Source organism: Nocardia sp. NPDC088792 (assembly GCF_044750615.1).
Taxonomy (GTDB): domain Bacteria; phylum Actinomycetota; class Actinomycetes; order Mycobacteriales; family Mycobacteriaceae; genus Nocardia.
Window position 1 is genome coordinate 1,281,852 of record NZ_JBIVKC010000003.1, and the last position, 24,925, is coordinate 1,306,776.

The 24,925-nt window shown below is 66.2% G+C and carries 26 protein-coding genes; 8 read left to right on the forward strand and 18 right to left on the reverse strand.

The window, feature by feature from the left end:
- Positions 1–125: 125 nt before the first annotated feature.
- Positions 126–3,284: an FAD-dependent oxidoreductase gene (locus ACIP5Y_RS23955; RefSeq protein WP_400352870.1), complete on the reverse strand. Its 3,159-nt coding sequence runs from the start codon at positions 3,282–3,284 to the stop codon at positions 126–128.
- 549 nt (positions 3,285–3,833) lie between these two features.
- Here ACIP5Y_RS23955 and ACIP5Y_RS23960 point away from each other — a divergent pair.
- A complete protein-coding gene (locus ACIP5Y_RS23960) occupies positions 3,834–4,067 on the forward strand; it encodes a hypothetical protein (protein ID WP_400352871.1) in 234 nt (77 codons plus the stop codon).
- Between the two features lie 102 nt (positions 4,068–4,169).
- Here ACIP5Y_RS23960 and ACIP5Y_RS23965 read toward each other — a convergent pair whose 3' ends face one another.
- Both ACIP5Y_RS23965 and ACIP5Y_RS23970 read right to left on the reverse strand, forming a co-directional pair.
- A complete protein-coding gene (locus ACIP5Y_RS23965; RefSeq protein ID WP_400352873.1) occupies positions 4,170–4,457 on the reverse strand; it encodes a putative quinol monooxygenase in 288 nt (95 codons plus the stop codon).
- 136 nt (positions 4,458–4,593) lie between these two features.
- Entirely contained in the window at positions 4,594–5,055 is a 462-nt protein-coding gene (locus ACIP5Y_RS23970; RefSeq protein ID WP_400352875.1) for a MarR family winged helix-turn-helix transcriptional regulator, read from the reverse strand.
- A gap of 82 nt (positions 5,056–5,137) precedes the next feature.
- On the opposite strand from ACIP5Y_RS23970, the gene ACIP5Y_RS23975 reads away from it, so the two are divergent.
- Positions 5,138–5,992, forward strand: a complete 855-nt coding sequence (locus tag ACIP5Y_RS23975; RefSeq protein WP_400352877.1) for an SDR family NAD(P)-dependent oxidoreductase — start codon at positions 5,138–5,140, stop codon at positions 5,990–5,992.
- An 82-nt stretch (positions 5,993–6,074) separates the two neighbouring features.
- Here the strand turns inward: ACIP5Y_RS23975 and ACIP5Y_RS23980 are convergent, their stop codons facing one another.
- Both ACIP5Y_RS23980 and ACIP5Y_RS23985 read right to left on the reverse strand, forming a co-directional pair.
- On the reverse strand, positions 6,075–7,091 hold the full coding sequence (locus ACIP5Y_RS23980) for an LLM class flavin-dependent oxidoreductase (RefSeq protein WP_400352878.1): 1,017 nt from the start codon (positions 7,089–7,091) through the stop codon (positions 6,075–6,077).
- Positions 7,070–7,420 (reverse strand): VOC family protein, encoded by a 351-nt coding sequence (locus tag ACIP5Y_RS23985; protein ID WP_400352880.1) that lies wholly within the window; start codon positions 7,418–7,420, stop codon positions 7,070–7,072. The genes ACIP5Y_RS23980 and ACIP5Y_RS23985 overlap by 22 nt, the downstream gene beginning before the upstream one ends.
- Before the next feature lie 58 nt (positions 7,421–7,478).
- Between ACIP5Y_RS23985 and ACIP5Y_RS23990 the strand changes: the two genes are divergently transcribed.
- Complete coding sequence (locus tag ACIP5Y_RS23990; protein WP_400352881.1) at positions 7,479–8,069, forward strand: TetR/AcrR family transcriptional regulator; 591 nt, start codon at positions 7,479–7,481, stop codon at positions 8,067–8,069.
- Here ACIP5Y_RS23990 and ACIP5Y_RS23995 read toward each other — a convergent pair.
- The 3 genes from ACIP5Y_RS23995 to ACIP5Y_RS24005 all read right to left on the reverse strand — a co-directional run bounded on the left by ACIP5Y_RS23995 (position 8,057) and on the right by ACIP5Y_RS24005 (position 10,239).
- Entirely contained in the window at positions 8,057–8,944 is an 888-nt protein-coding gene (locus ACIP5Y_RS23995; protein ID WP_400352883.1) for an SDR family oxidoreductase, read from the reverse strand. The two genes, ACIP5Y_RS23990 and ACIP5Y_RS23995, sit on opposite strands and share 13 nt — an antisense overlap.
- Before the next feature lie 46 nt (positions 8,945–8,990).
- Positions 8,991–9,605: a TetR/AcrR family transcriptional regulator gene (locus ACIP5Y_RS24000; RefSeq protein WP_400352885.1), complete on the reverse strand. Its 615-nt coding sequence runs from the start codon at positions 9,603–9,605 to the stop codon at positions 8,991–8,993.
- Positions 9,606–9,804: 199 nt separating this feature from the next.
- The gene (locus ACIP5Y_RS24005; protein WP_400352887.1) at positions 9,805–10,239 is read right to left on the reverse strand and encodes a nuclear transport factor 2 family protein; all 435 of its coding nucleotides are present in this window, start codon (positions 10,237–10,239) and stop codon (positions 9,805–9,807) included.
- A 118-nt stretch (positions 10,240–10,357) separates the two neighbouring features.
- Here ACIP5Y_RS24005 and ACIP5Y_RS24010 point away from each other — a divergent pair, with 118 nt between their 5' ends.
- The 3 genes from ACIP5Y_RS24010 (at position 10,358) to ACIP5Y_RS24020 (ending at position 12,878) form a co-directional block, all read left to right on the forward strand.
- Positions 10,358–10,909 carry a TetR/AcrR family transcriptional regulator gene (locus ACIP5Y_RS24010; protein WP_400352889.1) on the forward strand — a complete coding sequence of 184 codons (552 nt, stop codon included), beginning with the start codon at positions 10,358–10,360 and terminating at the stop codon, positions 10,907–10,909.
- 177 nt (positions 10,910–11,086) lie between these two features.
- Positions 11,087–11,836, forward strand: a complete 750-nt coding sequence (locus ACIP5Y_RS24015) for an SDR family NAD(P)-dependent oxidoreductase (RefSeq protein ID WP_400352891.1) — start codon at positions 11,087–11,089, stop codon at positions 11,834–11,836.
- A gap of 31 nt (positions 11,837–11,867) precedes the next feature.
- Positions 11,868–12,878 carry an alcohol dehydrogenase gene (locus ACIP5Y_RS24020; protein ID WP_400352893.1) on the forward strand — a complete coding sequence of 337 codons (1,011 nt, stop codon included), beginning with the start codon at positions 11,868–11,870 and terminating at the stop codon, positions 12,876–12,878.
- Between the two features lie 68 nt (positions 12,879–12,946).
- On the opposite strand, the gene ACIP5Y_RS24025 is transcribed toward ACIP5Y_RS24020, so the two are convergent.
- The 3 genes from ACIP5Y_RS24025 to ACIP5Y_RS24035 form a co-directional block, all read right to left on the reverse strand.
- Positions 12,947–13,624 carry a TetR/AcrR family transcriptional regulator gene (locus tag ACIP5Y_RS24025; protein ID WP_400352895.1) on the reverse strand — a complete coding sequence of 226 codons (678 nt, stop codon included), beginning with the start codon at positions 13,622–13,624 and terminating at the stop codon, positions 12,947–12,949.
- 144 nt (positions 13,625–13,768) lie between these two features.
- Positions 13,769–15,175, reverse strand: coding sequence for a nitrilase-related carbon-nitrogen hydrolase (locus ACIP5Y_RS24030; protein WP_400352897.1), 1,407 nt, complete (start codon positions 15,173–15,175; stop codon positions 13,769–13,771).
- Between the two features lie 190 nt (positions 15,176–15,365).
- A complete protein-coding gene (locus ACIP5Y_RS24035; RefSeq protein WP_400352899.1) occupies positions 15,366–15,716 on the reverse strand; it encodes a hypothetical protein in 351 nt (116 codons plus the stop codon).
- Between the two features lie 686 nt (positions 15,717–16,402).
- On the opposite strand from ACIP5Y_RS24035, the gene ACIP5Y_RS24040 reads away from it, so the two are divergent.
- Positions 16,403–17,305, forward strand: a complete 903-nt coding sequence (locus ACIP5Y_RS24040) for a helix-turn-helix domain-containing protein (protein WP_400352901.1) — start codon at positions 16,403–16,405, stop codon at positions 17,303–17,305.
- The gene (locus ACIP5Y_RS24045) at positions 17,302–17,502 is read left to right on the forward strand and encodes a DUF397 domain-containing protein (RefSeq protein WP_400352903.1); all 201 of its coding nucleotides are present in this window, start codon (positions 17,302–17,304) and stop codon (positions 17,500–17,502) included. Before ACIP5Y_RS24040 ends, ACIP5Y_RS24045 begins: the two co-directional genes overlap by 4 nt.
- A gap of 345 nt (positions 17,503–17,847) precedes the next feature.
- Here ACIP5Y_RS24045 and ACIP5Y_RS24050 read toward each other — a convergent pair whose 3' ends face one another.
- The 7 genes from ACIP5Y_RS24050 to ACIP5Y_RS24080 all read right to left on the reverse strand — a co-directional run bounded on the left by ACIP5Y_RS24050 (position 17,848) and on the right by ACIP5Y_RS24080 (position 24,910).
- Positions 17,848–19,323, reverse strand: coding sequence for an MFS transporter (locus ACIP5Y_RS24050; RefSeq protein WP_400352905.1), 1,476 nt, complete (start codon positions 19,321–19,323; stop codon positions 17,848–17,850).
- A gap of 23 nt (positions 19,324–19,346) precedes the next feature.
- Positions 19,347–20,117 (reverse strand): ABC transporter permease, encoded by a 771-nt coding sequence (locus ACIP5Y_RS24055; RefSeq protein ID WP_400353882.1) that lies wholly within the window; start codon positions 20,115–20,117, stop codon positions 19,347–19,349.
- Between the two features lie 26 nt (positions 20,118–20,143).
- On the reverse strand, positions 20,144–21,307 hold the full coding sequence (locus tag ACIP5Y_RS24060) for an ABC transporter substrate-binding protein (RefSeq protein ID WP_400352907.1): 1,164 nt from the start codon (positions 21,305–21,307) through the stop codon (positions 20,144–20,146).
- Positions 21,304–21,969, reverse strand: a complete 666-nt coding sequence (locus ACIP5Y_RS24065) for an ABC transporter ATP-binding protein (protein WP_400353884.1) — start codon at positions 21,967–21,969, stop codon at positions 21,304–21,306. Before ACIP5Y_RS24065 ends, ACIP5Y_RS24060 begins: the two co-directional genes overlap by 4 nt.
- Before the next feature lie 134 nt (positions 21,970–22,103).
- Positions 22,104–22,733: a class I SAM-dependent methyltransferase gene (locus ACIP5Y_RS24070; protein ID WP_400352909.1), complete on the reverse strand. Its 630-nt coding sequence runs from the start codon at positions 22,731–22,733 to the stop codon at positions 22,104–22,106.
- Positions 22,734–22,769: 36 nt separating this feature from the next.
- Entirely contained in the window at positions 22,770–24,194 is a 1,425-nt protein-coding gene (locus ACIP5Y_RS24075; RefSeq protein WP_400352911.1) for a cytochrome P450, read from the reverse strand.
- Between the two features lie 11 nt (positions 24,195–24,205).
- The gene (locus ACIP5Y_RS24080; protein WP_400352913.1) at positions 24,206–24,910 is read right to left on the reverse strand and encodes a class I SAM-dependent methyltransferase; all 705 of its coding nucleotides are present in this window, start codon (positions 24,908–24,910) and stop codon (positions 24,206–24,208) included.
- Between the last annotated feature and the right edge of the window lie 15 nt (positions 24,911–24,925).

Consider the following 24,925-nt stretch of genomic DNA (forward strand, 5'->3'; position numbering starts at 1 on the left):
AGCTTGATAACTTCTACGCGTAAGCGTTACCTACACGATAGGTATCTGTGTTATTGCTGTCAAGAATTTTAGAGTATTTGGAGCGTCCGCAGAAAACAACAGCGACCGGTCGGTCCGGGATAAACTCAGCTCTGCCGCAAAACGGACCAATCCCCCGCAGACAATGCACGAAAGTCCTCGCCGGAAATTGGCATCTTTGTCCGAATTGCATACTGTGCGGCGGCGATATCCCCCGGATGATGGCCCAGCACGGTCACTCCCGCGATTCGCCCTTGCTCGGCCACCAGCCGCCGATAGGACCCCGGACCGTGCACCACGATGGCCGCTCCACCAGCCCGTGGATGTACCGGCCCCTGCGAAAACAACTCCAACCCCGCGTCTTTCAGCAGCACCGCAGACGCGCCGCCGAGGAAGGCCCGCTCTCCGCCGAGCGCGTTCACCGCCGCCACTTCCCCCTGTTCCGCCGCGACCGGCCACAGTCCGGACACCTGCCCGCGGTGCTCGGTGACATCGCCGGCCGCGTACACCTGCGGTGCGGCGGTACGCATTCGGTCGTCGACGAGTACGCCGCGCCGCACCGGAATGCCCGCAGCACGGGCAAGATCGATGTTCGGCAGAATTCCGGTGGCGGTCAGGAAGAGATCACAATCCAGCCGCCGCCCGTCGGCCAGCCGCACACCGTGCACCGCGGGATCGCCTGCGACCCGCAGGCATTCGGCATGGCTCAACACCCGGATCCCGGTATCGAGCAGATGCTCGGTGAGTAGCCGCGCGCACCGGGCGTCGATATGTTTCGACAGCAGGTGCGCGCCGCGCGTCAGCAGCGTCACCCGCAGTCCCAGCCGGTGCAGCGAGCAGGCGATCTCGATACCCAGTGGTCCGCCGCCCGCGACAACCGCTTCCGCACAGCCGAACTGCTGCACGTAGGACCGGATCCGCAGCGCGTCGTCCGCCTCGTGGATCACGAAACACCCTGGGAGCCAGAGCCCGTCGATCGGCGGCACGAGCGCGCGGGCACCGGTCGCGAGGATCAGGCGGTCGTAGGGAAGTTCCTGCCCGGTGGCGAGCAGCACCCGTTGCGCGGCGACATCGATGCCGGTTGCCAGGGTGTTGAGCCAGGTGGTGATGCGGTGTTCGTCGTACCAGCCCTCGGGCAGCAGTGACAGTCCGCGCATCGCGGAGCGGCCGTACACCAGCCGGGAGATCCCCATCCGGTTGTACGGGCCGTGCGGTTCCTGGCCGACCAGGTGGATGTCGCAGTCGGGATGGCCGCGGCGGCTGAAGTCCGCGGCCGTCACCCCGGCGATGCCGCTGCCCAACACGACGATATTGACGATCGATCGATCGAAGTCGATGGGCGCGGCGATCCGGCCGCCGCCGGCTCGCGGCGCCAATGACACTCGTACTGTGCCGCATTCGATGCGCGCGCAGCACGCCATTCGGGTGTCGTCGCCGAAACCCAGCCTGCGCAGGGTGTTCAGCTCATCGGTCCCCGGTGCCGACAGCGCGTCCGCCCCAGCGAGCACCGCCACCGGGTCCGCCCCGCAGACGCCCATGCGGCATCCGGCCTCGATGCGCTGACCGGCCTGCTCGGCGATCTCCAGCAGACTCGATCCCGGTTCGGCGGTGACGGTCGCGCCGTGCGGGTCGAAGGTGACCGACACCGCCGGCGTCTCCGGTGCCTGCGCGGGGCGTCGCGGCAGCGGCAGCAGCACCGGTTCCCGGCGGTCTCCTGTGTGTAGCCGGAATTGCAACTCCACCACCCGGGTCCGGGCGATCCACACCAGTGTCGCGATCAGGACGGTGACGCGGATCTGCCAGCGCATCCAGGACACGTCGACACCTGTGACGGTCGCGATCGAATGCACCAGAGTGACTGCGGCATACCAGTAGAAGATGTTCAGCGCGATCGTCGCATAACCCACGTTCATCATGGCCGCGCTCAACGGCGTCATCGCGTCCACAAAGAAGTACAACGCCATCGCCACCACCATGAACACCAGCAGGAGCGAATACCGGTGCACCACACCCAGTTCGGTGTGCCCGGACAGCATGAAGAACCCGAGCACGAATCCCGGCAGCGCCGCGGCGAACAATCGGCGCGGTCCGGTCCACCACGCGACCGGCTCGGCGAGGTCCGCCTGATACGCCCCGCGCGGTTGCAGATCGATGCAGTTCTTCGCGCACCCGACGCAGGGCCGGCAATGAGAATTGGGCACCGTCACGAACGGCGTCTGCCCGTACAACCGCTGCAACGCGAACAAGGGACAGATGCTGCTGCACCAGCCGCTCTTGCCCTTGTACAGCACGCCCCCGGTGAAGGCGGCGATCAGCACCAGCGACAGCACGGTCCCGGCGGCGATGCCGCTGCGATCCAAACCGGCCAGCCGCGCGCCCGCGATTCCGAAGAACAGAAACACCGAAATCGGATAGCCGCGCGAATACAGCCAGGCCGGTGGTGGTCTATCGCGGGTGAATTTCCGCTCCCGCGGAATTTGATTCACCGCCGCCAACGGACAACTGTTCCGCCATATGCCGGGCGCGAGCAGAAACAGTCCCGGCAAGATGGGCACGACAATGCCAAAAAAGACGAATAATCCGATCGCCGGGCGACAGAACATCGCGACGATATCGGCCGCGTAGATCCCCATACTCACCAATCGGACATACCGCCACAGTCGTGGGGGCAGCCGCGTCGGCAGCTCACTGGACGTGGGGAACAGATTTCGCCGTCCGGTGGCATCGATGCCCAGAATTCGATCAGCCAGGAACAGCCAACCATCCGGATCGGCCCGCTCCCGCGCGGCCGGCCGAGTGCTCGCCGTCCCGGCCGAGTCCGGCTCACCGACATCCGGATCGGCTTTCGGCGCGTCCAGCACCACGATCACGGTATCGCCGGCCTGAATCCGATCCCCCGCCGCCAGCGTCACCCGCCCGGTCAACCGCACCCCATTCACCCACGTCCCATTGCGACTGCCGAGATCCACGACCGACAACCCCAGCGGACTGGGCACCAGCCGCAGATGCTCCCCCGACACCGCCGGATCGGCCACCCGCATCCCGAAATGGGACCGCCCGATCGTGACCGCCCCGGTGAGCGTGACCCGCCGCCCGGCCCGCCCTGGTTCCCGGATCTCGAGCGCCGGCCGCCCACCCGAGATCCCCCGTCGCCGCCGGAACCGCCGCCCGCCCACCACCCGCCGGGGCATTCGCTGCGCCTCCAAGGTGTCGAATTCATCGGCCAATTCACCACATCGGCCGTAATTGACGTCGATCTCACCCATCACAAATTCCTCATCGGCCGACTCCATAAAGCCTTGCGCGATCAGGGGCGACAAATCTTCGGCGCGGTGTGCCGCCCCTGAACGCACCTGCAATCATCCATTACGGGCCCGGGCGGACAAAGACTTCGCACAATAACAGAATCCCCAATATGGGGATACATACCGCAATTCCGGATAGCCCACACTATCCGTTCACAGGGTCGGAATACCACGTTGTCAGCACTCACCCGATCCCGGTTACAGGCCGATCTCCGAAGAGCCACTCGCGGGCGATGCGGTGCCAGTTGGCGGTGGCGCCGAGTTGGCCGAGGAGGCCGAAGTGCATGAAGTCGGCCCGGCGACCGAAAGCTACACCGGCACTGCGCTTTCCGTCTTCACGGATCGCCTCGCGCAGGCCGCGTCACGCAATGTGTGCCGTCGGTGTCCACAGCGCGCACCTACAGTAACTTACGCCAATGCTGGTCCCATCCTGCGAGGTCACGATCTTGGTGTTGGCCCGAAAACGCGGGACAACATGCGAATTCGCATACTGATACAGGAGGACTGCACATGGCTTCTTCGAGGTTCGCGCGGATCGCCGCGGCCGGCGTGATCAGCGTCGCCCTGCTCGGCATCGGGGCCGGTGTGGCGAGCGCAGATCCCGGCCCGGCCCCGTCGGGGAGCTCGGCTCCCTCCCAGCAGTTCCCGCCGCCCGGCGACCAGCCGGGGCCGGGTGGCCCAGGACAGCCACCGCAGGGGCCCCCGCCGGATGGTCAGCCGCCGCAGGGCCCGCCCTCCCGCTGACTATCGACCTGTGCGGCACCGGAATTCCCGGTGCCGCACAGGTGGTTCCGAGCACAGAACCCCGCCAGCCAGGCCGGCGGGACCCAACCGGCGGTGCGGCACTCAGACTGCGGTGAAGTACTCGATCTTCGGCGCAGCCGCCAGCAAGGGAGCCATCAACTTACCCGCGGCACGGAAATGCTCGGACCGGCCATGGGCTTCGACAGCCGCATCGTCGGAATACAGCTCGAAGAACCGGTAGTGATCGGCATCGGTCCGTGAACGCACGAGCTGGTAGGTCAGGTTTCCCGGCTCGTGGGCCTTGATCTGTGCGATGAGATCGGTGACGACGGATTCGAACTCCGCACCCCCACCGGGCTTGACGGTCACTTCGGCGATGACTGCGATCATGATCTCTCTCCTTTTCCGTCCGACGGTACCTGTCTCGGCAAGTGGCCGAGACCGCCGGGCAGGTTGCTACGGCAGTAAGTTCACTGGATCCGAGATCGGCCGCGGCCCTGGCCTGAACGCACCTCGTCGATCAGGTCTAGGGCACCGGGTCTTGTTTGAGTTTGGCCCAAATGGCTTCCAAGGCAGCGATATCCGTGTCGTCGAGGCGGTCGTCGAAGACCTCGGCGAGGGCTTCGCGGCGAGTGGTGTCGGCGGCGGCGAAGATGGTGCGGCCGGTCGGGGTGAGGACGATGTGAACCGAACGGGCGTCGTGCGGGGCGGTGGCGCGTTCGACCAGGCCGCGTGCTTGCAGGGAGTCGAGGACCCGGGAAACCTGACTGCGACTCAGGACGGTTTTCGCGCCCAGGTCGGACGCACTGAGGACATCGTCCTGGGTGTTGAGCCAGAGCATGACCTCGAACCAGGAGAGCGGGAGATCGTGCGCACGCCGCAGAGCGCGGTCGACCCGGGCACTGAGGGTTGCACTGGCCCAGACCAGGCCGTAGAAGGCGTGGTCGCGAGCGGCCAGATCACCGAAGGGGTTGGTGGAGCGCGACATGGACGTCAGCCTAGTCGATTTGTGCGTGTACACACATCTATGGTTATGTGTGTGTACACGTAACTTTCCGAAAGGGCTGGCCATGGGATCGACCGAGAACTCCGAACGGACCGTTTTGATCACCGGGACCTCCTCCGGCATCGGACTGGCGGCCGCTATCGGCGCGGCGCAGGCAGGCTGGAACGTCATCGCCACCATGCGGAACACTGGAAAGGCCGATGAGCTGCGACGCGCCGCGGAGAAGGCCGAGGTGGCCGACCGGATTCATATCCGGACCCTGGATGTGGTTGAACCGGAAAGCATTTCGACCTGCCTCGACGGCGTGATCACCGAGTTCGGGCGATTGGACGCGCTCGTGAACAACGCCGGCGCGGGTCGCGTCGGGACCATCGAACAAAGCGGCACACAGGCAGTTCGCGACACCATGGAAGTGAACTTCTTCGGCGTGGTCGAGACCACCCGCGCCGCACTGCCGCATCTGCGGGCGACGGGCGGGCGGGTCATCACCGTCACCAGCGTCGGCGGCATCGTCGGGCAGCCCTTCAACGAGGCGTACTGCGCGGCCAAGTTCGCGGTCGAGGGTTTCATGGAATCCCTCGCACCGGTCGCGGCCACAGTCGGAGTCACGGTGACCGTGGTCGAACCCGGCGCGGTGGCGAGCGAATTCGTCAGCAACGTCGGAGATTTCGACACCCTGACAGCACAGGCCGGACCATACGCATCCGCACTGAACGCCTACATCACCCGCACCAGGCAAGCGTTCGGCAACGCACAGACACCGGACCAGGCCGCCGCCACGATCATCGAGGCCCTCACCACCGACCGGCCCGTGCTACGGATGCAAACCTCCGACACGGCACGCCAGTTCACCGGAGTCAAGCTCGCCGATACCGACGGCTCCGCGGTCCTCGCACTCACCGACGCCTGGGTGCGCTGAGCCCTGCCCGTTCGGAGCTGGGAACTGCTGATTCGTTGTCCGGCAACGAATCACACTCGCAGAGATCCGAGAGTGGCTGAAACTAACTATCGGCCGTGGTCAGCGCTTTCGCGTAGGCGGAGAGTTCGGCGGTGATGTCACCCCCGGCGGGCGCGTAGACGATCTCTGTCACACCGGACGCGGCCGCATGGGTTGCCCGGTCGCGGAGCTGTTCGGGAGTGCCGGTCCAGCCGGGTGTGAGCAGTGCCGGGCCTGCGGCGGTGACGAGTTCGTGGTCTCGGTCGGTCAGGGTGGTGAGGTGGCCTTGGTGAACGTCGAGGTGGCGCTGTCCCGGCGGTCGGCGGGTCTCGAGGTCGTCTCGCCAGCGGTGGCCGCCGGGGATATCGTCGACAGCGTCCGGTGAGCGCTCCCAGATCGCGTGCACGATGCTGGCCCAGCCCGGTCCCGCGGCGTCGATGACGCGGGGCGTGGTGTGATCCTCGCCGGGACGCAGCACGGTCCCGAATCGCAGCAGAGCGCATTCGTGCCAGGGACGGTCGGGGGTACCGGTGACCAGTACGCCCGGCACCTCGAGGTCACGCGCGGCCGCGATGGCACGCGGACCCGAGGCTGCCAGCCAGACCGGCACCTCGATGGGCCGGACCGGGCCGAACCCGGGCAATTGACGCATCTGGCAGGCTTTTCCGTCGATATCGACCACTTGGCTGGCCAGCAGCGACCGCACCTGACGAACCTCGTCGACCAGATCCGTGACCCGAACCGGCCGCTGCCCGAGTACCCGGCGCGCGGTATGGCCGGTGCCGAACGCCACCGTCAGTCGTCCCGGCGCGAGCTCGGCGACCGACGCGGCCGCGGACGCCGTCACCATCGGGTGACGCAGACCGGCGACGGCGACACCGGCCCCCAGCCCGATGCGTTCGGTCGCCGCCGCGGCCTGCGCCAGCGCGATCCACAGATCCGTATGCAGCCCAGGCGATTCGAACACCCAGAGCCGGTGATAGCCGAGTTGCTCGGCGTGGCGGGCATACTCGGCAATCGCCGCCGAGGGCGGCAGGGCACACGACAAACGCATGACGTCTACCGCTCCGCCGCCTGCCACAGCGCCAGCGTGGCGCCACCGGGCTCATCGATGACGACCACGGATCCCGGCGGCAGGTCGGTGCGGGGCTTGACGATTCGCGCTCCGAGCGCGACCGCTTGCTCGGCCGCGGCGTCCACGTCGGGCACCGGAACGTACGGAATCCATTGCGGGTGACGTGAATCGCCCGGGGCAAGCGGTGTGAACCCGCCCCAGACGCCCTCGTCGTCACCGAGCAGTGGCCCGGCAGGAGATTCGGTGACCGGCCAGCCGAACATTTCGGTGTAGAACCGGCGCGAGGCAGCGGGGTCGGTGGTGCGGACGTCGTGAAAAACGAAAACTCGGGACATGCGTCCTAACATTAGGTCGGCTGTCCCAACTTGGCAACGGTGTTGGTAAATTGAGGCCGTGACCAGACCCGTGATCGAAGGCAACCGGCGCGGTAAGCGCGAACAGATCGTCGAGGCTGCCAAGCAGGTCCTGGCCCGCGACGGGCTGGCCGCGTGCACGGCCCGCGCCGTCGCGGAGGCCGGCCCGCTCAGCAAGAGCGCGGTGCACTACTACTTCGACGACATTCACCAGATCGTGGACCTCGCGATGCACGAGCACGTGACGGCAACGGTCGCGGTGCTGCGCCGAGCCGCCGCGGCCGAATCCGATCCGGCCGACAAGTTGTGGGCGGTGGTATGTGCCTACCTGTCGACGTTCACCGAGCAACCCAACGCCGCGTACCTGTGGTTCGAGTACTGGATCGATGCCGGCCGGCGACGATCGTCCGACACCGTCGCCGCCACCCTGAACGACATGGACACACTGCTGCACGACCTCACGGCCGAACTGGGCGTCGACGATCCGGCCACGACATCCCGCGTGCTCCTGTCCTGGCTGCTGGGCACCATCGTGCAGCAGCAACTACAACCCGTGATGCCGGAAGCTATACGGCAACAACTGAACTCGATTCTTCGCGGCGGCGGCGGTTGCCCGGTTCAGATCGCGTGAGATTCCCGGGCTCTCTCGTGGGCGGCGAGGCGGGCCTCGAGTAGGTCGCCGACCGTGCGTGGTTCGCGGTCGAGAAGGTTGCCCAGCAGTGGGTCCACGCCCGCGAAGCGGCCTTCTCGCGCAGCTTGGAAGGTCGTGAGGGTCAGCCGCGCCATAAATTCCTGGACGCCGCGCTCGATTTGGCGGGCAATCCACTCCTCGTCGTTCATGACAATGCGTTCGATTTTCCGGCCGGTGAGTTCGGAGGCGATTCGGGCGATGTCGTCGAAGGTGACCGCCGCACGCGCAGTGAGGGTGACGGGACCGTGGAGCGGGCGGTCGCCGCTCAGGATAATGGCGGCGGCTTCGGCGGCGTCGCCGCGGTCGGTCCACGAGATCGGGCCGTCTTCCGGTGCGATGATGGCGCCGGTCTGCTGCCAGTTTGCGAGGAGCCAGTCGAGGCTGTGCGCATAGAAGCCGTTGCGCAGCGAAGTCCACGCGAGACCGGAGTCGGCGAGGAGTGCCTCGGTCGCGGCGTGCTCACGCGCCGGAGGGAACGGGCTGTCGCTGCCCGCGCCCTGATGGCTGGTGTAGAGGATCTGCTCGACTCCCACAGCGACCGCGGCCTCGATCGCGTTGCGGTGCAGACTGATTCCGTCGACATGCGGACTGTTCTGCGAAACCAGCAGGATCTGGTCGGCGCCTTCGAACGAATGGCGCAGGGCGACCGGATCATCGTAGGGGCCGCGGCGTACCCGCACGCCACGGTCGGCCAGATGCTGTGCTTTCGCGGTATCGCGCACGCTGACACCGATCTGCTCGGCAGGGATGCGTTCGAGCAGATGCTCGATGGTGGCGCCGTTGAGTGCGCCGGTGGCGCCGGTGATGACGATCATGGTCGAGCCCTCCTTGTAGATATGTACGGCCCGGGCAGGGCTGTCGCTATTTCCGCTGGAACAGCGGTAGCAGGATGTCGTCGACGAGATGCTCGAGAAACGCTGGGTCGCAAGGTTTCCCGGTGACCACGATCCGATGCACGATGACGGCGGGTGCGATCTCGGCGAACAACTCGGCCGCGCCCGGCGTCAGCCGATCGCCACGTGCGAGGACCTTGCCGAACGAGGTATCAGCCATCGCGGCCTCGTCGCGATGCAGCAGACGCCGCATCCCCGCCGCGAGCCCGGGATCGCTGCGCATCCCGGCGAACAGGGCGCCCAGCAGGCCGACCTCCTGCTCGGCGATCTCGCGCGCCAGCCATCGCACGACTTGGAGCAGGGCTCCGCGCAGATCATCGGAGCGGACCCTCGGCACAGAGGCCGGCGCGCGGTGCTCGACCGCCGCCACCACCACGGCGGCCTTATCCGAATAGCGCCGATAGATCGTCGTCTTGGCGACCCCGGCGCGCGCCGCGACCGATTCGACCGACATCTGGTCGTAGCCGACCTCGGTCAGGACCTGCAGTGCCGCGTCGAGGATCGCGGCATCACGTCCAGCGTCGCGAGGTCGCCCCCGCGGAGCCGCGCCTTCGGCAGTGGTCGGTTCTCGCGATATCGGCACGGGCCCGCTTCCTCAATTTACAAAACGCTACGGTAGCGTTTCGTAAATTGCAGCCAGAGCCTCTGGTCGGGTCAAAGCGCGCCCCGCCGGCGATGCTCGCTCCAGACTGACTCGCGGTCGCTGAAGTCATTGCCGCAAAGGGGGACTCACCGATAGCGACGATGCGCCCCGGCACCCACTCACCTGAGTGACGTTGTGTCTAAACGTTCGTCAGCTGCACGCAGAGGGCGTCGACCGCGTTGGTGGCACGAGCGAGTCCGAGGTGGTCGATGTAGTCCCGCGACTCGACGATCAGCCCGTCGCGGATCCGGAAGACGATGATGCACGGCGCGGCCCAGCCCGCGTCGCCGCGGTAGGTGAACTCGCCGATGATCACCTCGGGGTCGACAGTGTGGTGGACGCGTACGTCCTCGACGCGGAACCCCGCCAAGCCGGCCGGCCCGGCCGTGGCGAAGTGCTGCCGGAGTTCTTCGCGGCTGAGTAGCGGGGTGTCGCCGAGCGGGGCCATCGGGTGTCGCACGTCGGTTTCTTCCGCGTAGAACTCGGCCAGCTTGTCGACCTGATCGCGGTCACCGTTCTGCAGCCGGCAGGCGCCGTCGAGCATGGCGCGGAAGGTCTCTTCGGGGGTTCGCATTATGATTTCCCTTCTAATCGGAGTCTTCACTCCGAAATATACGGAGTCTTCACTCCGGATCGCAAGGATGGATCACGGGCCCGAGAGAGCGAGGGATCCGGGGAGGGAAAATAGCCGGATGCGAAGCGACGCGCAGGCAAATCGGGACCGGGTGTTGGCCGCAGCCGAAGAGGTATTCGGCGAGTCCGGCAAAGCCGGTTCAACCGAGGAGGTCGCACGCCGCGCCGGCGTCGGGATCGGCACCGTGTTCCGGCACTTCCCGACCAAGCAGCTGCTGGTCGAGGCCACGATCGTGCGACACCTGAGCCTGCTCACCGACACGGCGCGGACACGAGGCGAAGGCGGTGAGGCCGGGGCGGCTTTCCGGATGACGTTCCGGGAGATGGTCTCAGGCGCACCGGCGAAGCTCGCGCTCGTCGCGCTACTGGAGGAGTCCACCGATCCGGCGGGCGCCACCAATGAGGTGGAGAGTGCGGCCTCTGTGTTGCGGGACGCCGTCGAGGTGTTGCTGTCCCGGGGCCAGCAAGCCGGTGAGGTGCGCGCGGACGCAACGGTGGACGAGGTCTACGTGCTGATCAGGGCACTGGCCAATGCCCGGGGTGACCGGGCTGTCGTAGACAGGGCGGTCGACATCGTGCTGGACGGACTGTCGCCGCGGCGTTGCGAGTAACCCACCAGGCCTTCCGGTTGCCGCCGGACAGTCCGCACGCCTGGATAGCTGAACCCGCGTCACCCAACCCGGATTTGTGCAGCGACAAGTCTTATTCTTTCGCTATGCAAATCTCTATAGCAGCGCTATAGTCGGTAGTTCCGTCGACCGACCGATGAGGTCCACCAGGAGAGTTCGATGAGTCTCGAAGGAAAAACCGCGCTGATCACCGGATCGTCCAAGGGCATCGGCAGAGCGATCGCACTGCGCTTCGCCGAACGCGGCGCGAACGTGGTGATCAACTATTCGCGCGACAAGGACGCCGCCGACAAAGTCCTCGCCGACGTTGCCGATTTCGGCATGAAAACCGTTGCGGTACAGGCGGATGCCTCCGATGTCGGGGAGATCGATCGCCTGTTCCGCACCGCGCTCGAGGAGTTCGGCACGCTCGACATCGTGGTTGCCAACGCCGGCATCGAGAAGGTCAATGTGCCGGTGGTCGAGGTGACCGAGGAGGACTTCGACCTGCTGTTCCGGATCAATACCAAGGGCCCCTATTTCGTCCTGCAAGCCGCGGCGAAGTACATTGCCGATGGCGGCCGCATCATCAATATCGCCTCCAGTTCCACGGTGCGCCCGCAGGCCGGACTCGGCCTCTACGGCACCAGCAAGACCGCACCGAAGTACCTGGTCCAGGTCCTCGCTCTGGAGCTGGGCGCCCGCGGCATCACCGTCAATTCCCTCGTTCCCGGCCCGATCGACGGCGCGGGAATCTTCACCGGGGTACCCGATGACGACCCTTACAAGAAGGCACTGCTCGACTCGGTCCCGATCGGACGACTCGCCACCCCGCAAGACGTGGCCGACTTCGCCGAATTCCTCGCCGGCGACCGATCGCTGTTCATCACGGGCGAAGAAGTCCTGATGAACGGCGGCTCCAGCAATTGATTCCACAACAAAGTTCGGAAGGGCTACCACTATGAGTTCAGCAACCATGCGCGCCGTCCAGGTGGTCACCGCCGGTGCACCGTTCGAGAACGTGACGATCCCGATTCCCGAGCCCGGCCGCGGGCAGGTCCGCGTGCGGGTGCGGGCCTGCGGGGTGTGCGGCGGTGAAAACGTCCCTCGGCTCGGGCTTTTCGGTGTCACGCTGCCGCGCGTGCCCGGACACGAGATCGCCGGTGACATCGACGCGGTCGGTCCCGGCGTGACCGCATGGCAGGTCGGGGACCGCGTCGGCATCGGCTGGCATGGCAGCAGCTGCTTCACCTGCGGGCCGTGCCGCCAGGGAGATTTCACCAACTGCGTGAACCGCACCATCGTCGGCCTGTCCTATGACGGAGGCTACGCGGAATACACTGTCGCACCCCAGGATGCGCTCGCCCGCATCCCCGAGGCGCTCACCTACGAGGAGGCCGCGCCGCTGATGTGCGCGGGCATCACCTCGTTCAACGCACTGCGCAACTCCGGCGCGCGGGCCGGCGATACCGTGGTTATCCACGGCGTCGGCGGACTCGGGCATCTGGCCGTGCAGTACTCGGCGAAAATGGGTTTCCGCACCATCGCGGTGAATCGCGGCCGGGCCAAGGAAGACATCGCGCGCGAACTCGGCGCCGATGAGTACATCGACAGCGAGGCAGGCGGTTTGGGCGCAGCCGTCGAGCGGCTCGGCGGCGCGGACGTGGTGTTCTCCACTGTCGGATCCAGCCCCGCGCAGGCAGACCTCATCCAAGGTTTGCGGCCGAACGGTCATCTGGTCATCGTGGCCAGCGACCACCAGCCCATCGAGGTCTCCCCCGACCTGCTGGTCTTCGGCCGCCGCAAGGTGTCGGGCTGGTACAGCGGGCACGCCAAGGACAGCGAGGAAGCCATGGAGTTCGCCGCCCTCAAGGGAATTCGCCCGCTCATCGAGACCTACAAGCTCGAAGAGGCCGAGACGGCCTTCCAGAATATGGGCAAGGCGCGCTACCGCAACGTGCTGACCTTCTGAGCGAACCAGCGGAATTGATGCGCGGTCGGGAACTTCTCCCGACCGCGCATCCGGGCTGTTCTGCTCGATCACTCCGACAGGCGGCGCAGCCAATCCTGTAGCAACGCAACCTCGTTCGACTGCAGCCGGGTTTGCTTGTCCTCATTCAAAGCCGCGCGCAATGCGATCGCGGCCACCGCGACGGCGTTCTCTGTACCGCCGTTATATGCAGGCGCAGTGTCGGACCGAACCACCGAGGCCAGAATCGCCTCCCGCGCACGCTCGGAAATCGCGATATCGCGATCACCGGGTGGTGTGGTGATCAGAGCAAGTGCCACACCCACATTCGTAGCGAGGATCAACGGCCCCGCCGCCTCCGGAGCCACCGCCAACCGGCCGTGCCCCGCCGCTCGCGTCAGCAACGACAACAGCATCGCCTCGGCATCGGCGGCTGCAGCCGGGCGCTTACCCGGAGCCACCTGCCCATACATCACCGCATAGAACGACGGATTCTCCAACGCGAAGGCCACATGGTGATCCCAGCCCGCCCTGATGTCATCGATCGGATCCGCCGACGGCACCTGCGTACGTTTGACCTTCAGGTATCGCTCGAATCCATACGCGGCGACCGCATCGAGCAGCCCCTGCTTATCCCCGAAATGGTGATACAGCGTCGGCGCCTGCACCCCGGCCAGATCGCAGATGGCCCGCGTCGTGATCGGCGCACCATTGGACTCGGCCAGCAGCCGAGCCGCCGCCTCCAGCAACTTGGCCCTGGTCGAACCGGGCGACTCCGCTCCATCTGTCACACCCGCTACTATATTCGATATAGCAATGCTATAGGCTGTGGGCGTCGACTCAGGGTTCCGACTGCGATGGCGGCGATTACCAGCTCGCAGCCAGAACCGGCTTCAGCGTCGTACACGCACTGCCACGGCCATCCCGGCCGCCGAGACCACCAGGCACAGCCAGGCGAACCAGTCACCGAGTCGCGTATACCAGGTCGGGCCCGGGCCCGATCCGACCTCGGCGACGAGCGTGGTGAAGCCCGACGGATCCACGCCGCTCGGGACGTCCGCGACAACTCGGCCCCAGCCGTCGGAGATCATTTGACGAGTCTGCCGGCCACCCCACACCACCGGGAGGCCGTTCTCCGCGCCACGCAATAGTGCTGTGCGGCTGTGCAGCCACCCGTCGTCGCCTTCGTCGGATGCGGGCACCGCCAGTCGCGTCGCCCCGGCCGTGGCGTAGTCGCGGCTCGGCTCGGCGAAGTTGACGTCCAGGCAGATCTCGACTCCGGTGTCGTCGTGCACAACCAGGTCGTGGCCGGGCGGGCTGACCGCGTCGTGGTGTTTGAGGTACCGCAGCGGGGCACTGCCGTCGGCCGGGAAGACCAAGGCGTAGTTGTACTTTGCGTTCTTCGCCCACTGCGCGTACCCGACGACGAGTACCGCCTGCCTGTCCCGCGCGAGCGCACGGAACCGGTCGACGAGGACCGGCGGGCTCGGTTCGGTCGCACCAAATGTGCCCTCGGGCAGAACGATCGTCCGAACCCCGGACGGGAGGGCCGCGATGCGGTGAACGTAACTGTCGACAAGCGCTTTCCCCGCCGGCGTTCCGACGTCTGCGGCCCACCCGTGCATGTTGGCCGACACCACCGCCATCCTTTGTGGCGCAATGGGTTCCGATGTCAAGCGGATCACACCACCGATCAGCACGAGAGCAGTCACACCGAGGATGAACGCGCCGGTGCGAATTCGTGCCACCCTGCGTACCGTCGGCGCCAGGACAGCCGCGGCCGCCGCTGGGACCAGCAATACAAGAAATTCCAGCCCCCACGATCCAGTGATCGAAACGGTCTGAACCACCACCGGGACATCGGCCTGGGCGGTCGCGAAGGTGTCGGTGAGGCCCTTGGGATTGAGCAAGGTCACCAGATACAACACACCGGTCCAGACCGCCGATGCGGCGAGCGCACCCAGCCACGCGTGCCCGAGCAGCACCAGGCGCCGGAACAGCGCCACGGCGAGCACGAACGTCGCGGATAGGCAGACACTGACCACCAACCCCCAAGGCAGTAACGGAAGGTCGTGCGAACGGAGCGACCACGCCCAGATGTTCGCCGTCCCACCGAGATAGGCAAGGAACGCGGCAGGAAGCGCTGTCCGGGCATGCGCCCGCGTCGCAAGCAGCAACACCGGCAACGGCGCCAGCCAGGTCAGCGCGGCAACCGGCGTGAGGCCCGTGCCGAAGTAGAACAGGACACCCGAGGACACCGTCGCTGCGACGGCGCCCACCTGTTCATGCACGTATCCCATCGGGAGTCCTTTCCATGCTGCGGTGGCGGCGCCGAGGCCATCCTCACGCTGCGCTCACTGCTCGCGGCATTATCAACCGTCCCCGACGAAGAGCCATCCCCTTCGGTTTCCTGGGTCCAGCCACCACGTCAGTATCGACCAACTCGCCGATCACCACATCAGAGTTCCTGTGCCGCTCCCTGTTTCGGAGTTACACCGTTGTTCCCAGTGTCCCGTTCTCCTCGGCGTCCCGAATGCGTCGTTTGAGAGCAATGACATTTGCCGGGGCCTTCCCCTCGCCGCCTGCAAGGCGCCCAGCAGGACGCGCTTCCTGCGGCAAACGGTGGCCCTGTTCGCGACCTTGGCGGACACGGCGTTCGGATTCTCGGTCGTCACGCAATGCCACGAAGAACGCCCGGCGGGAGCACTCGCCCTTCAAGCAATTCTCGCCGTGTAGCAGCAGCATCGCACGAATATCGCTGCTGCTGAACGACTCCGGCGACTGGCCGGGGACGGAATGGTCGATGCGCGGCCCATCGGCCGCGGCGATATAGAGAGCCACAGTTGATCACTTATCCGAATCTCGGTGCTGGCTATCAGCTATGTCGTCGACCCAGGACCACCCGGCTGCCCGAGCGATATCCAGGAGTTGCTTGCGGGCACTGCACGAACTGGCTTGGCAGCCATCGCCTTCACGGCAGGACCGGTGTGGCCAGAGCAAGATCTTCACCCCGTTCGAGTACTGCATCGACCCAGAAAGCGGGAGCCGGTAGTGGCTCACCCGCGAGTACGTCGTCGGCATCGGTCAGTCCTTCCCGCTAGGCCGCCCGATGCCGGCCCCGGTGCCACCGTCCGGCTCCCCCGCTGGCCGGGACTGCGAGGTGTCGGCCAGTCTCGAGGAGCGGGAGTAGAAGAGACCGGACATCACCTCCAGGGTGAGCATCACGGTGGAAACCCCAGATAGCCCACCCGATGACGGCGAGGCAGAGTCCGAGTATCGACAGCAGCGCCCATGTGTCCCAAAGCATTACGGCATCTCCCTTGAATGCTCATCGCTGAACTTGGCCTGATCCCCCACCGGCGGCTGCGCGCTGTCGTCGCCCGGTGCTATTTCTCCTTAGACATCCAGAATCGTCGAACTGGAACACTCAGTAGGGCGTTCTCAGGCAAAATGGTGGGTGCTCAGCTAGGCGCTATCCAGCACGGGGCATTCCAGCACGGAGACATCCAGATAGCGAGGCTAAGAAAATGGCCGGATCATCGCTTCCCCGTAGGGCACTCGGGCGGACCCTTCGCCGATACCGCGAGCGTGGCGCGAAGAGTCAGCTAGCGGCCGGAGTCGCAGCTGAAATTTCACCGCAGAGCATCAGCCGACTCGAAGATGGCCAGAAGATCAGAATCGCGACCTCTCAGATCAAGGACCTGCTCGATCTCTACCAGGTCACCGACCCCGAGCAACGCGACGAGGTTCTCGGTCTGTGGAAGGAGGTCAAGGAGCAGGACCAAGCCGCGAAAACCGCTGGAACCACCAAGGGTTGGTGGAGATCGTACAGCGACCAATACTTCGCGCACTTCGATCACTACCTGAGCCTGGAGGCCGCCGCGAATCACCTGACGACCCACCAACTCACCCTGCTTCCGGGCCTCCTTCAGATCCCCGACTACAGGCGGACAATGATCCGCACCGCCTATCCCGAACTGTCGCCCGTCGATGTCGAGCGCCGAGTCGAGCTGTCCGCCCGACGACAGGAGCGGCTGCAAGACATGGCATTTCGGATGGATGTGCTGCTGTCCGAGGCCGCGGTTCGCAGCAGGCCCGCCGGGTCCGATGTCATGGCGAAGCAGATGGCACACCTGGCAGAGGTGTCAGGACAACCGAACATGTCTATTCGCGTTGTTCCGTTGGATGTGGAAAGCCCGCTGTGGCTCATGGTTCAATCGTTCACTCTGCTGGAGTTCCCACCGCTGGCCAGCAGATTGGTCGAGCCGCCCGTCGTCTACGTCGAGGGCTACGAAGGCGCGCTCTATCTCGAGCAGAAAGCGGTGATCGACCGATATCGCCAGGCGATCAACGACATTCAGCGGTTAGCGTTGAGCGAGGACGACACCAGGGCGCTGGTGCGAAGGACGGCGAAGGAGTACACAGCGTGAGGATCGATCTATCCGGTGCAAGTTGGTTCAAGAGCAGCCATAGCCAACCCAGCGGCGACTGCGTCGAAGTCGCATTCCTTGGCGACCACACCGACAACGTAGGCGTCCGCGACTCCAAGGATCCAGCCGGCCCGGCTCTCGTTTTCCCAGGCGAGGTTTGGGATGACTTCATCGCCAGCGGCGTCTGGAAGCACTGACCCACAGAAAATTGCCCGGTAGCTTCGGAGACCTCACTACCTCGAAACGTAGGGGACCGCGAAACGAATGGAGCTGTTCTGGCTTCCTACTGATCATTAATGGTTGACGGCGGTTGACAGGTCTGGTGATCAATCATCTTGTGGGAGTGTGCGTTTCGGGAGCGGTATGGACAGGGTGGCGGAGTGTCGGCGGTGGGCGGGCGCGGCGGGAAGCGATCCGGATGACTGCGGCCGAGCACTTCGCTGCTGGTGCTTGGCGGCATGACCCGCTCGGCTTTCGCGCAGCCAACGATGAGCCGAGTCCGGTCACACCAATTCGGATGCGCTATCAGCCGATTCGGTAGGTCATGCCCGTTGTGACGACGCGACCCGCCCGAATTCATCGCCCGCGCTGACCGCGTCCAGTTTGCGGACCCGGATGGTGATGGCGACCACGATTGCCGCGATCACGAAGAAGCCGGCGCCCCAATAGAATCCGACGTCATAGCTGTGGACCGCCGCGTGGGCCGGGAGGGCGGGGGTGGGCGGGTGATGGTGCGCGTAGCGGGTGGAGACCTGTACCGCGATGGTGGTGAGCAGCGCGGTGCCGATCGCCGCGCCGATCTGCTGCACCGCGTTCAGTAGTCCGCTGGCCACGCCGGCGTCGCGGTCGTCGATAGCGTAGAGCGCGGTGGCCTGCATGGCCACGAAGATCTGCGCCATGCCGAGTGCGATGACGATCTCGGCCGGGAATACCGCCGCCCAGTAGGAGTAGCCGACCTTCAACTGCGCCAGGTAGATCAGCCCGACCACCCCGAGTTGCGCACCCGCCAACATGAGCACGCGCGGGCCGACCTGCGGCAGCAGCTTGCTCGCTATGCCCGCGGACACCACGATGCCGAACGGGAACGGCAGGAAGGCGATTCCGGCCCGCAGCGGTGAATAGCCGAGGGTCTGCTGGAAGTAGTAGCTGAGGAACAGGAAGACCGCGTACATCGCCACCGGAACCAGCAGCGCGACCAGGAATGAGCCGGCGCGGTTGAGCTCGCCCGGAATGCGCAGCGGCAGCAGCGGATCGGCGACCCGTCCCTCGACGGCGACGAAGGCCAGCAGCAGGCCGACGCCGACCACCAACAGCGTGAGGGTGCTGGCCGCGCCCCAGCCCACCTGCGCCGCGCGGTTGAAGCCGTAGACCACGCTCGCCAGTCCCGCCGTCACGAGGAGCACGCCGGGCAGGTCGTAGCCGCCTTCCCGCCGCACGGGCACATCCCGGACGATGACCAGCAGGGCCGCCGCCGCGGTGGCGAGCGCGATCGGGGTATTGATCAGCAGGCACCAGCGCCAGGACGCGTACTGCGTCAGCGCGCCACCGCCGATGAGCCCCAACGCGAATCCGGCTCCCGACACCCCGCCGAACACCGCGAAGGCGCGGGCCCGTTCCTGCGCGCGGGTGAAGGTCACCGACACCAGCGACAGCGCCGCGGGTGCCAGCAGCGCCGCGAACAGGCCCTGCAGCGCCCGGCCCGCGAAGAGCATGCCCGGGCTCACCGCCGCGCCCGCCAGCCCCGAGGCCACCGCGAACCCGGTGAGACCGATGAGGAAGATCCGCCGCCGCCCGACATAGTCGGCCAGGCGGCCGCCCAGCAGCAGCAGGCCGCCGAATACCAGGGTGTAGGCGGTGAACACCCATTGTTTGTCGGCGTCGGCGATGCCGAGGTCGGCCTGCGCGTAGGGCAGCGAGATCGTCACGATCGTCGCGTCCAGCACGACGATCAGCTGCGCGATCGACAGGACCACCAGCGCCCACCAGCGACGGTCGGACGCCACCTGCTCTTCGGACATGTACCCCTCCGGATTCGTCGAGCTCACTTGTTGAAGGTCCGCCCGGGCAGGCGGCTCGCCACGAAATCCACCGCGGAGCCGAGCACGCCGATGACGAGGATGATGGCCACAACCTGGTTGTAGGCCAACTGATCCCGGGCATTGAGAATCTGGTAGCCCAGGCCCGAGCGCACGCCGAGCATCTCGGCCGGGACCAGCACGATCCAGGCGGTGCCGAGCCCGAGGCGCAGGCCGGTCCGCACGTGATCGCGGACCGCCGGAATGATCACCACCCGCAGTTGTTCCAGGCGGGTCGCGTGAAACGACCGCGCCACATCCAGGAACCCGCGGTCGATCGCGTGCACCCCGGACACCGTGTTCAGCAGGATGGGCCAGACGGCCGCCGCCGCTACCAGGAAATACACCGGCTGATTGCCGATCCCGAACAGCGCGACCGCGATCGGAGTCCAGGACAGCGGGGAGATCATGCGCAGAAACTGCATGACCGGCGTTGCCGCGCTTTGGATCCGGGTGCTCAGCCCGATCAGCAGGCCCGCCGGCACTCCGATCACCATGGCGATGGCCAGGCCGATGAGCAAGCGCCACAGGCTGATCGCCGAATCCGACACCAGCACGCCACGCTGATACAGGTCGGCGATCGCGGGCAGCGCCCGCTGCGGCGCGGTCTGGCGCAGTAGCGAATGCTCCGGCGACAGCACCGATGTCACCAGCCACCAGAGGAACACCGTGAGCACGATGGCCGCGACCGGGGGCCAGGCCTTGGCGAGAACCGACCGGGACGCGGCCTGCGGAATCGGCGTCGATCGAACGAAGGTAGCAGTCACAGCAGGTTCACCTGTTCAGCTCTCACGAGGTCGGCGGGCAGCCCCAAGGCCTGTGTTCCGCCGTGTGCCGCAATCGAATTCAGCACGAAGGAGTCGTTCACCAGCTCCCCGTGCACCGTGCCCGGATCCAGGTCGTCCAGGAAGCCGCGGTCGCCGTCGACCACCGTGTCGTGCATCGCCTCCACGAGCTTGCGGGTGAAACTCGGGTAGGGGTACGGCTGGAATCCCACCAGCTGCGGCGACCACTCCGGGTGCCGCAGTGGGTAGGGCGGCGCGGGGTAGGTGAGCGCGGTGCGTACCGCCGGAAGCGGCTGGGGCAGATAGCTTCCGGAGGTCAGGGTGTCGGCGGCGCGATTCCGGTCCGCGGTGATGCGCAGCTGCGCGGACACCACGGCGTCCATGACCGCCTGCACCGCGGCGGGCCGGTCGGCGATCACGTCGTCGCGGGTGACCACGACACAGCAGGCGTGATCGCGCCACACGTCACCGAGGAAGGTGTGGATCCGCCCGATCTTCTTGATCTGCGCGATGGCGTTGAACGGATCGGCCACCACGTAGCCCGCGATCGAGCGATTCGCCAAGGCGGGCACCATATCCGACGGACTCATGACGATCAGTTCGACGGTGCGGCCCGATCGCGAGGCGCCGCGCCGGACCACCGGCGTAATGTCGTGGGCCCGGAGCAGCTGTTGCAGGACGATATTGTGGATGGACCACCAGAACGGGATGGCGACCTGGGTTCCGGCCAGCTGGTCCAGGTCCGTGATGTCCGGTGCCACGGTCAATGCCGAGCCATTGGTGTGATTCCAGCCCAGCACCCGCACCCCCGCGCCGAGGACCCGCTGGAGTTGCAGCGCCATCGGCATGAGCAGGTGCGCGACATCGATCTGGCGGGACACGAAAGCCTCCGCCAGTCCGGCCCAGCTGCGGAACAGCACGGGTTTGCCGCTGCTCACCCCGGACGGGTACAGGCCCGCCGCATGCGCGACCAGTAGCGGGGCCGCGTCGGTGATCGGCAGGTAGCCGATGCGCAGCGCGGTCTCCCGGCGCTGTCCCGCGGTGGCGGCGCTGCGCGCGAGGTCCGCGGTGCCGAAGAGCCCGGCGGCCACGGTGAGCCCGGTGGCGCCGGCCAGCAGGTGCCGTCTCGAAAAGGCCGTCACGACACCACGACCTCGACCGGGTGATACTGCCCGAGGATGTCCGCCCGCAGCGCCGACGTTTCGCCGCCGGAGCGCACCTCGCTCCACTCGCGCCGGATCCGGCCCCGATCGAGCAGCACGATCCGATCCGCCAATGCGATCGCCTCGTCGACGTCGTGGGTGATGAGCACGACCGTCGCCGCGAGGTCGGCGACCAACTCGGACAGCCACTGCCGCAGGTCGATTCGCGTCGCCGGATCCAACGCGCTGAACGGTTCGTCGAGCAGCAGCAGCCGCGGCCGGGTCGCGGCCGCCCGCAACACGGCCACGCGCTGGGCCTGACCGCCCGACAGCTCGTTCGGAAAGCGGTCCGCGAGGCCGTCCAAACCGAAACGCCGCAACAGGGTTTCGGGATACTTCCGGTCGAAGTCCTGCCGGTGAGCGCTGAAGCGCCGGGCCACCGAGATGTTCTCGATGACGGTCAGCCAGGGCAGCAGCAGGGCCTGCTGGAACACCACACCGGTGCGCGGGCGGGTGCCGTCCGCACTCCAGCGCACGGTTCCCGCGGTCAGCTGCTCCAGGCCCGCCAGCACCCGCAGCAGGGTGGACTTGCCGCTGCCGCTCGGCCCAAGCACCGCGAGGAATTCACCGCGATCTATCGACAGGCCCACGTTGTCCAGCACGAGATTGCCGGCGAACCTCTTCGTACCGCCATCGAGGGTCAATTCATTTCGCAAACCAGGACACCTTCGTGAGCGGAATCGAGCGGGCGCGCCGCACACCCGCGGCGGCGCTCGCCTCGCTTCCGGAATTCGCGCTATGCGCCCTTGACACCCGTGAGGCGCGTGTACATGCCGCCGTGCACGCTGTCGATGACCACGTCGCTCAACTGGTCGGTGAAGACCCGAGCGAAGGGCTCGAGCTTCTTGTAGTGCGACCCGACGATGAAGGACTTCAGGAAGTTGTAGCCGTTGATGGCCTGATACCCGAAGCCCGAGGTGCGCGGCAGGGCATCGATAATGCGGACGACAGTGCCGGGCTTCAGGTTCGCGAGCAGTTCGTTCAGCTTCTCCGACGGGTCCGGAACACAGCTCATCGCAATGCAACTGAACACCACGTCGACATCCTGGAGCAGCGGCGTCGTCGCGATATCGTCGACCACGAGCTTCACGTTGCTCCACCCGTTGGCCACCACCCGCTTTTCCGCCTTGGCGAGAATGGCCGCGTTGCTGTCCAACCCGATCACCCGGCCCGACGGGCCGATCGCCTCGATCAGCGCCGGAAAGGCGAGCCCGGTACCGCATCCGAGATCGGCCACCGTCTTACCGGACAGGTCCAGATCGGCGACCAGCGCCGGGTGCAGCTTGTCGATCCCGCCCAGGGACAGCACCCACGCGGTTCGGTCGTAGATGGGGGCCGCAATATCGTACCGCTCTGCCAATTTCATCAAGTCCTCTCTCAGATTCTTTCCGGCTGAAGGCTTTCAACGTCGCATCAATCGAACTCGGAAGCCGCCCTTGATGGTCGGCGCCAGGCCGGTGTCCTCACGCAGCGTGAAATCCGGCGGTATTTCGACCTTGTACTGGCTCAGGATCAGCGCGACGAGGTAGGGGGCGATCAGGTATCCGAGTTGGGCGCCGGTGCATCGGTGCGGGCCCGCGCCCCACGCCAGGAAGTGCAGCAGGCGCGGTTGATCGACCCGTTTGCTCTGGTCGTAGAACCGATTCGGATCGAAGGTGTCGGGATCGGTCCACCAGCGCGGATCGCGGTGGATCGTCGAGATGGGCGCTCCCAGCATGGTGTTCGGCGCGATGTCGAGCCCTTGGAAATTCGCGCCGGTCGCGGTGAATCGCAGCAGCAGCGGAAAGCCTTGCATCCGAATCGATTCCTCGAAACAGGCCTTCGCCCAGCGCAGGCTGCGCACCGAGTCGATGGTCGGCTGCGACAGGTCGACGGTGCCGCACTCCTGCACCAGGCGATCGGTCGCCTCGGCATCGAGGAGCGTGCGCACGACGGTCTGGGTGATGGCACCGGCGGTGGTGCCGTACGAGGCGCTGGTCATGGTCGCCACGTCGAAGCACAGGTCCCAGAAGGTCATGGGGGTTTTCAGCTTCTTGTACCCGAGCACCATGCCGTCCAGGACATCGCCGTAGGTGCCCAGCGCCGGTGAATTCTGCCGCTCGACAACGCGATTCTTGACGATCATCGCCGCGGAGTACACCGTCCACGGCCGAATCTTGTACGGACCCCACGGTCGCACCAGATTCGGCGGATCGGCGATCTTCAGCGTCGAGCCCAGGAATTTGGTGAAAGTCGCCATGCCCTCGTGCAGTTCCTTCATCTCCTTGGGAGTGAAGGGATCGGTGTACGTCTGCGCGAGCACACCGCGCAGCAGGGTCTGGAAGATCACCTCCTGCAAGTCGGTGACGCCGTCGGCGTCGGTCGCGTCGGCGATATTCGCGTCCAGGGTCTGCAGGTAGGCGTCGACATTGGCCTGGAAGGTGTTCTTCAGGCCGTCGCGCGTGACCAGCGGACTGACGATGCGCCGGCGTTCCCGAAAGATCTCACCCTCGATGAACGAGAGACCGTTCTGCCGCTTGGCCAGCGCCGGATGATAATTGCCGAATTTGCTGTAGTCCCCGGACGTGTCGCTCATTGCCTTGTGCACGTCTTCCGGATTGCCCAGGACGACGAGGTCGCGCAGCGGGAGCTTGATTCGGACGACGTCCCCGTACTGCCGGACCGCCTCGCGCAGGAATTTGTTGCGATCCTTCGAGTACTCGGGATACGAGCCCATGAGGCCGCGGCCGGGCGGACCGGGCAGGTGCCTGTTGGAGAGGCGACGGCTGGTGATGCTGGTGACGGAGTGCACCTTCGGTGCCGCGAGATGCGGGCATTGATCGGCCATGGGGAATCCTTCTACTTACGGAAGACGTACGCACGGACCAGGCCACCGTGGTACCGGGCCTCTGTCTCCAACGTCAGGCCCGCGTTCTCACAGCGGGAGATGGTGTAGTCCGCACCGCGATCCGACGCCACTTCCTCGGTCATGTGGGCGACGGGATCCAGACCGAAAAGGCCGGCGATCCGGCGGGTCACCGCCAAGCGCAGCCGCATCAGCGTGAGCAGCACCGGGTTGTCGGGCATCGCGAGTTCTATCAGGAGAAAGCGTCCGTCATCGCGGAGCACGCGGACGGTCTCCGACAGCGCGGCGGCCGGATCGTCCATGTCGTCGAGCGCGAAACACATGGTGACGGCGTCGAAGGACGATGACTCGAAGCTGACGTCTTCCGCGCTGCCGCGCATGGCATCCCAGCTGCTGCGCGGGTGTTCCGGCCGCAGCCGAGTCAGCTTGCGTTCGGCGACCTCCAGCATCTGCTCATTGAGATCGACGCCGAAATAGGCGACGGGAAAACGGTATTCGGCCGCCAGCGCGGTCGCGATGGCCGCCGTCCCCGCCGCGAGATCCAGCACCCGGGAAGCGGGCCGCAGCCGCAGCATGCGCACCGCCCGGCGGCGGAGCCTGGTGTCGCCGCCCAGGGTCATGACCGAATTCACCAGGTCATAGCGTGGCGCGATCTTCGTGAACATGGCCTGCGGCGTGGCCGGACGGGTCCCCGTCATGCGCGGCCTCCTCTC

What these genes read in the sequence shown, in the direction of transcription:
- ACIP5Y_RS23955 (WP_400352870.1), bottom strand. Translation starts at nt 3,284, where the DNA reads ATGGGTGAGATCGACGTCAATTACGGCCGATGTGGTGAATTGGCCGAT.
- ACIP5Y_RS23960 (WP_400352871.1), top strand. Translation starts at nt 3,834, where the DNA reads ATGGCTTCTTCGAGGTTCGCGCGGATCGCCGCGGCCGGCGTGATCAGC.
- ACIP5Y_RS23965 (WP_400352873.1), bottom strand. Translation starts at nt 4,457, where the DNA reads ATGATCGCAGTCATCGCCGAAGTGACCGTCAAGCCCGGTGGGGGTGCG.
- ACIP5Y_RS23970 (WP_400352875.1), bottom strand. Translation starts at nt 5,055, where the DNA reads ATGTCGCGCTCCACCAACCCCTTCGGTGATCTGGCCGCTCGCGACCAC.
- ACIP5Y_RS23975 (WP_400352877.1), top strand. Translation starts at nt 5,138, where the DNA reads ATGGGATCGACCGAGAACTCCGAACGGACCGTTTTGATCACCGGGACC.
- ACIP5Y_RS23985 (WP_400352880.1), bottom strand. Translation starts at nt 7,420, where the DNA reads ATGTCCCGAGTTTTCGTTTTTCACGACGTCCGCACCACCGACCCCGCT.
- ACIP5Y_RS23995 (WP_400352883.1), bottom strand. Translation starts at nt 8,944, where the DNA reads ATGATCGTCATCACCGGCGCCACCGGCGCACTCAACGGCGCCACCATC.
- ACIP5Y_RS24005 (WP_400352887.1), bottom strand. Translation starts at nt 10,239, where the DNA reads ATGCGAACCCCCGAAGAGACCTTCCGCGCCATGCTCGACGGCGCCTGC.
- ACIP5Y_RS24010 (WP_400352889.1), top strand. Translation starts at nt 10,358, where the DNA reads ATGCGAAGCGACGCGCAGGCAAATCGGGACCGGGTGTTGGCCGCAGCC.
- ACIP5Y_RS24015 (WP_400352891.1), top strand. Translation starts at nt 11,087, where the DNA reads ATGAGTCTCGAAGGAAAAACCGCGCTGATCACCGGATCGTCCAAGGGC.
- ACIP5Y_RS24020 (WP_400352893.1), top strand. Translation starts at nt 11,868, where the DNA reads ATGAGTTCAGCAACCATGCGCGCCGTCCAGGTGGTCACCGCCGGTGCA.
- ACIP5Y_RS24030 (WP_400352897.1), bottom strand. Translation starts at nt 15,175, where the DNA reads ATGGGATACGTGCATGAACAGGTGGGCGCCGTCGCAGCGACGGTGTCC.
- ACIP5Y_RS24040 (WP_400352901.1), top strand. Translation starts at nt 16,403, where the DNA reads ATGGCCGGATCATCGCTTCCCCGTAGGGCACTCGGGCGGACCCTTCGC.
- ACIP5Y_RS24050 (WP_400352905.1), bottom strand. Translation starts at nt 19,323, where the DNA reads ATGTCCGAAGAGCAGGTGGCGTCCGACCGTCGCTGGTGGGCGCTGGTG.
- ACIP5Y_RS24070 (WP_400352909.1), bottom strand. Translation starts at nt 22,733, where the DNA reads ATGAAATTGGCAGAGCGGTACGATATTGCGGCCCCCATCTACGACCGA.
- ACIP5Y_RS24075 (WP_400352911.1), bottom strand. Translation starts at nt 24,194, where the DNA reads ATGGCCGATCAATGCCCGCATCTCGCGGCACCGAAGGTGCACTCCGTC.
- ACIP5Y_RS24080 (WP_400352913.1), bottom strand. Translation starts at nt 24,910, where the DNA reads ATGACGGGGACCCGTCCGGCCACGCCGCAGGCCATGTTCACGAAGATC.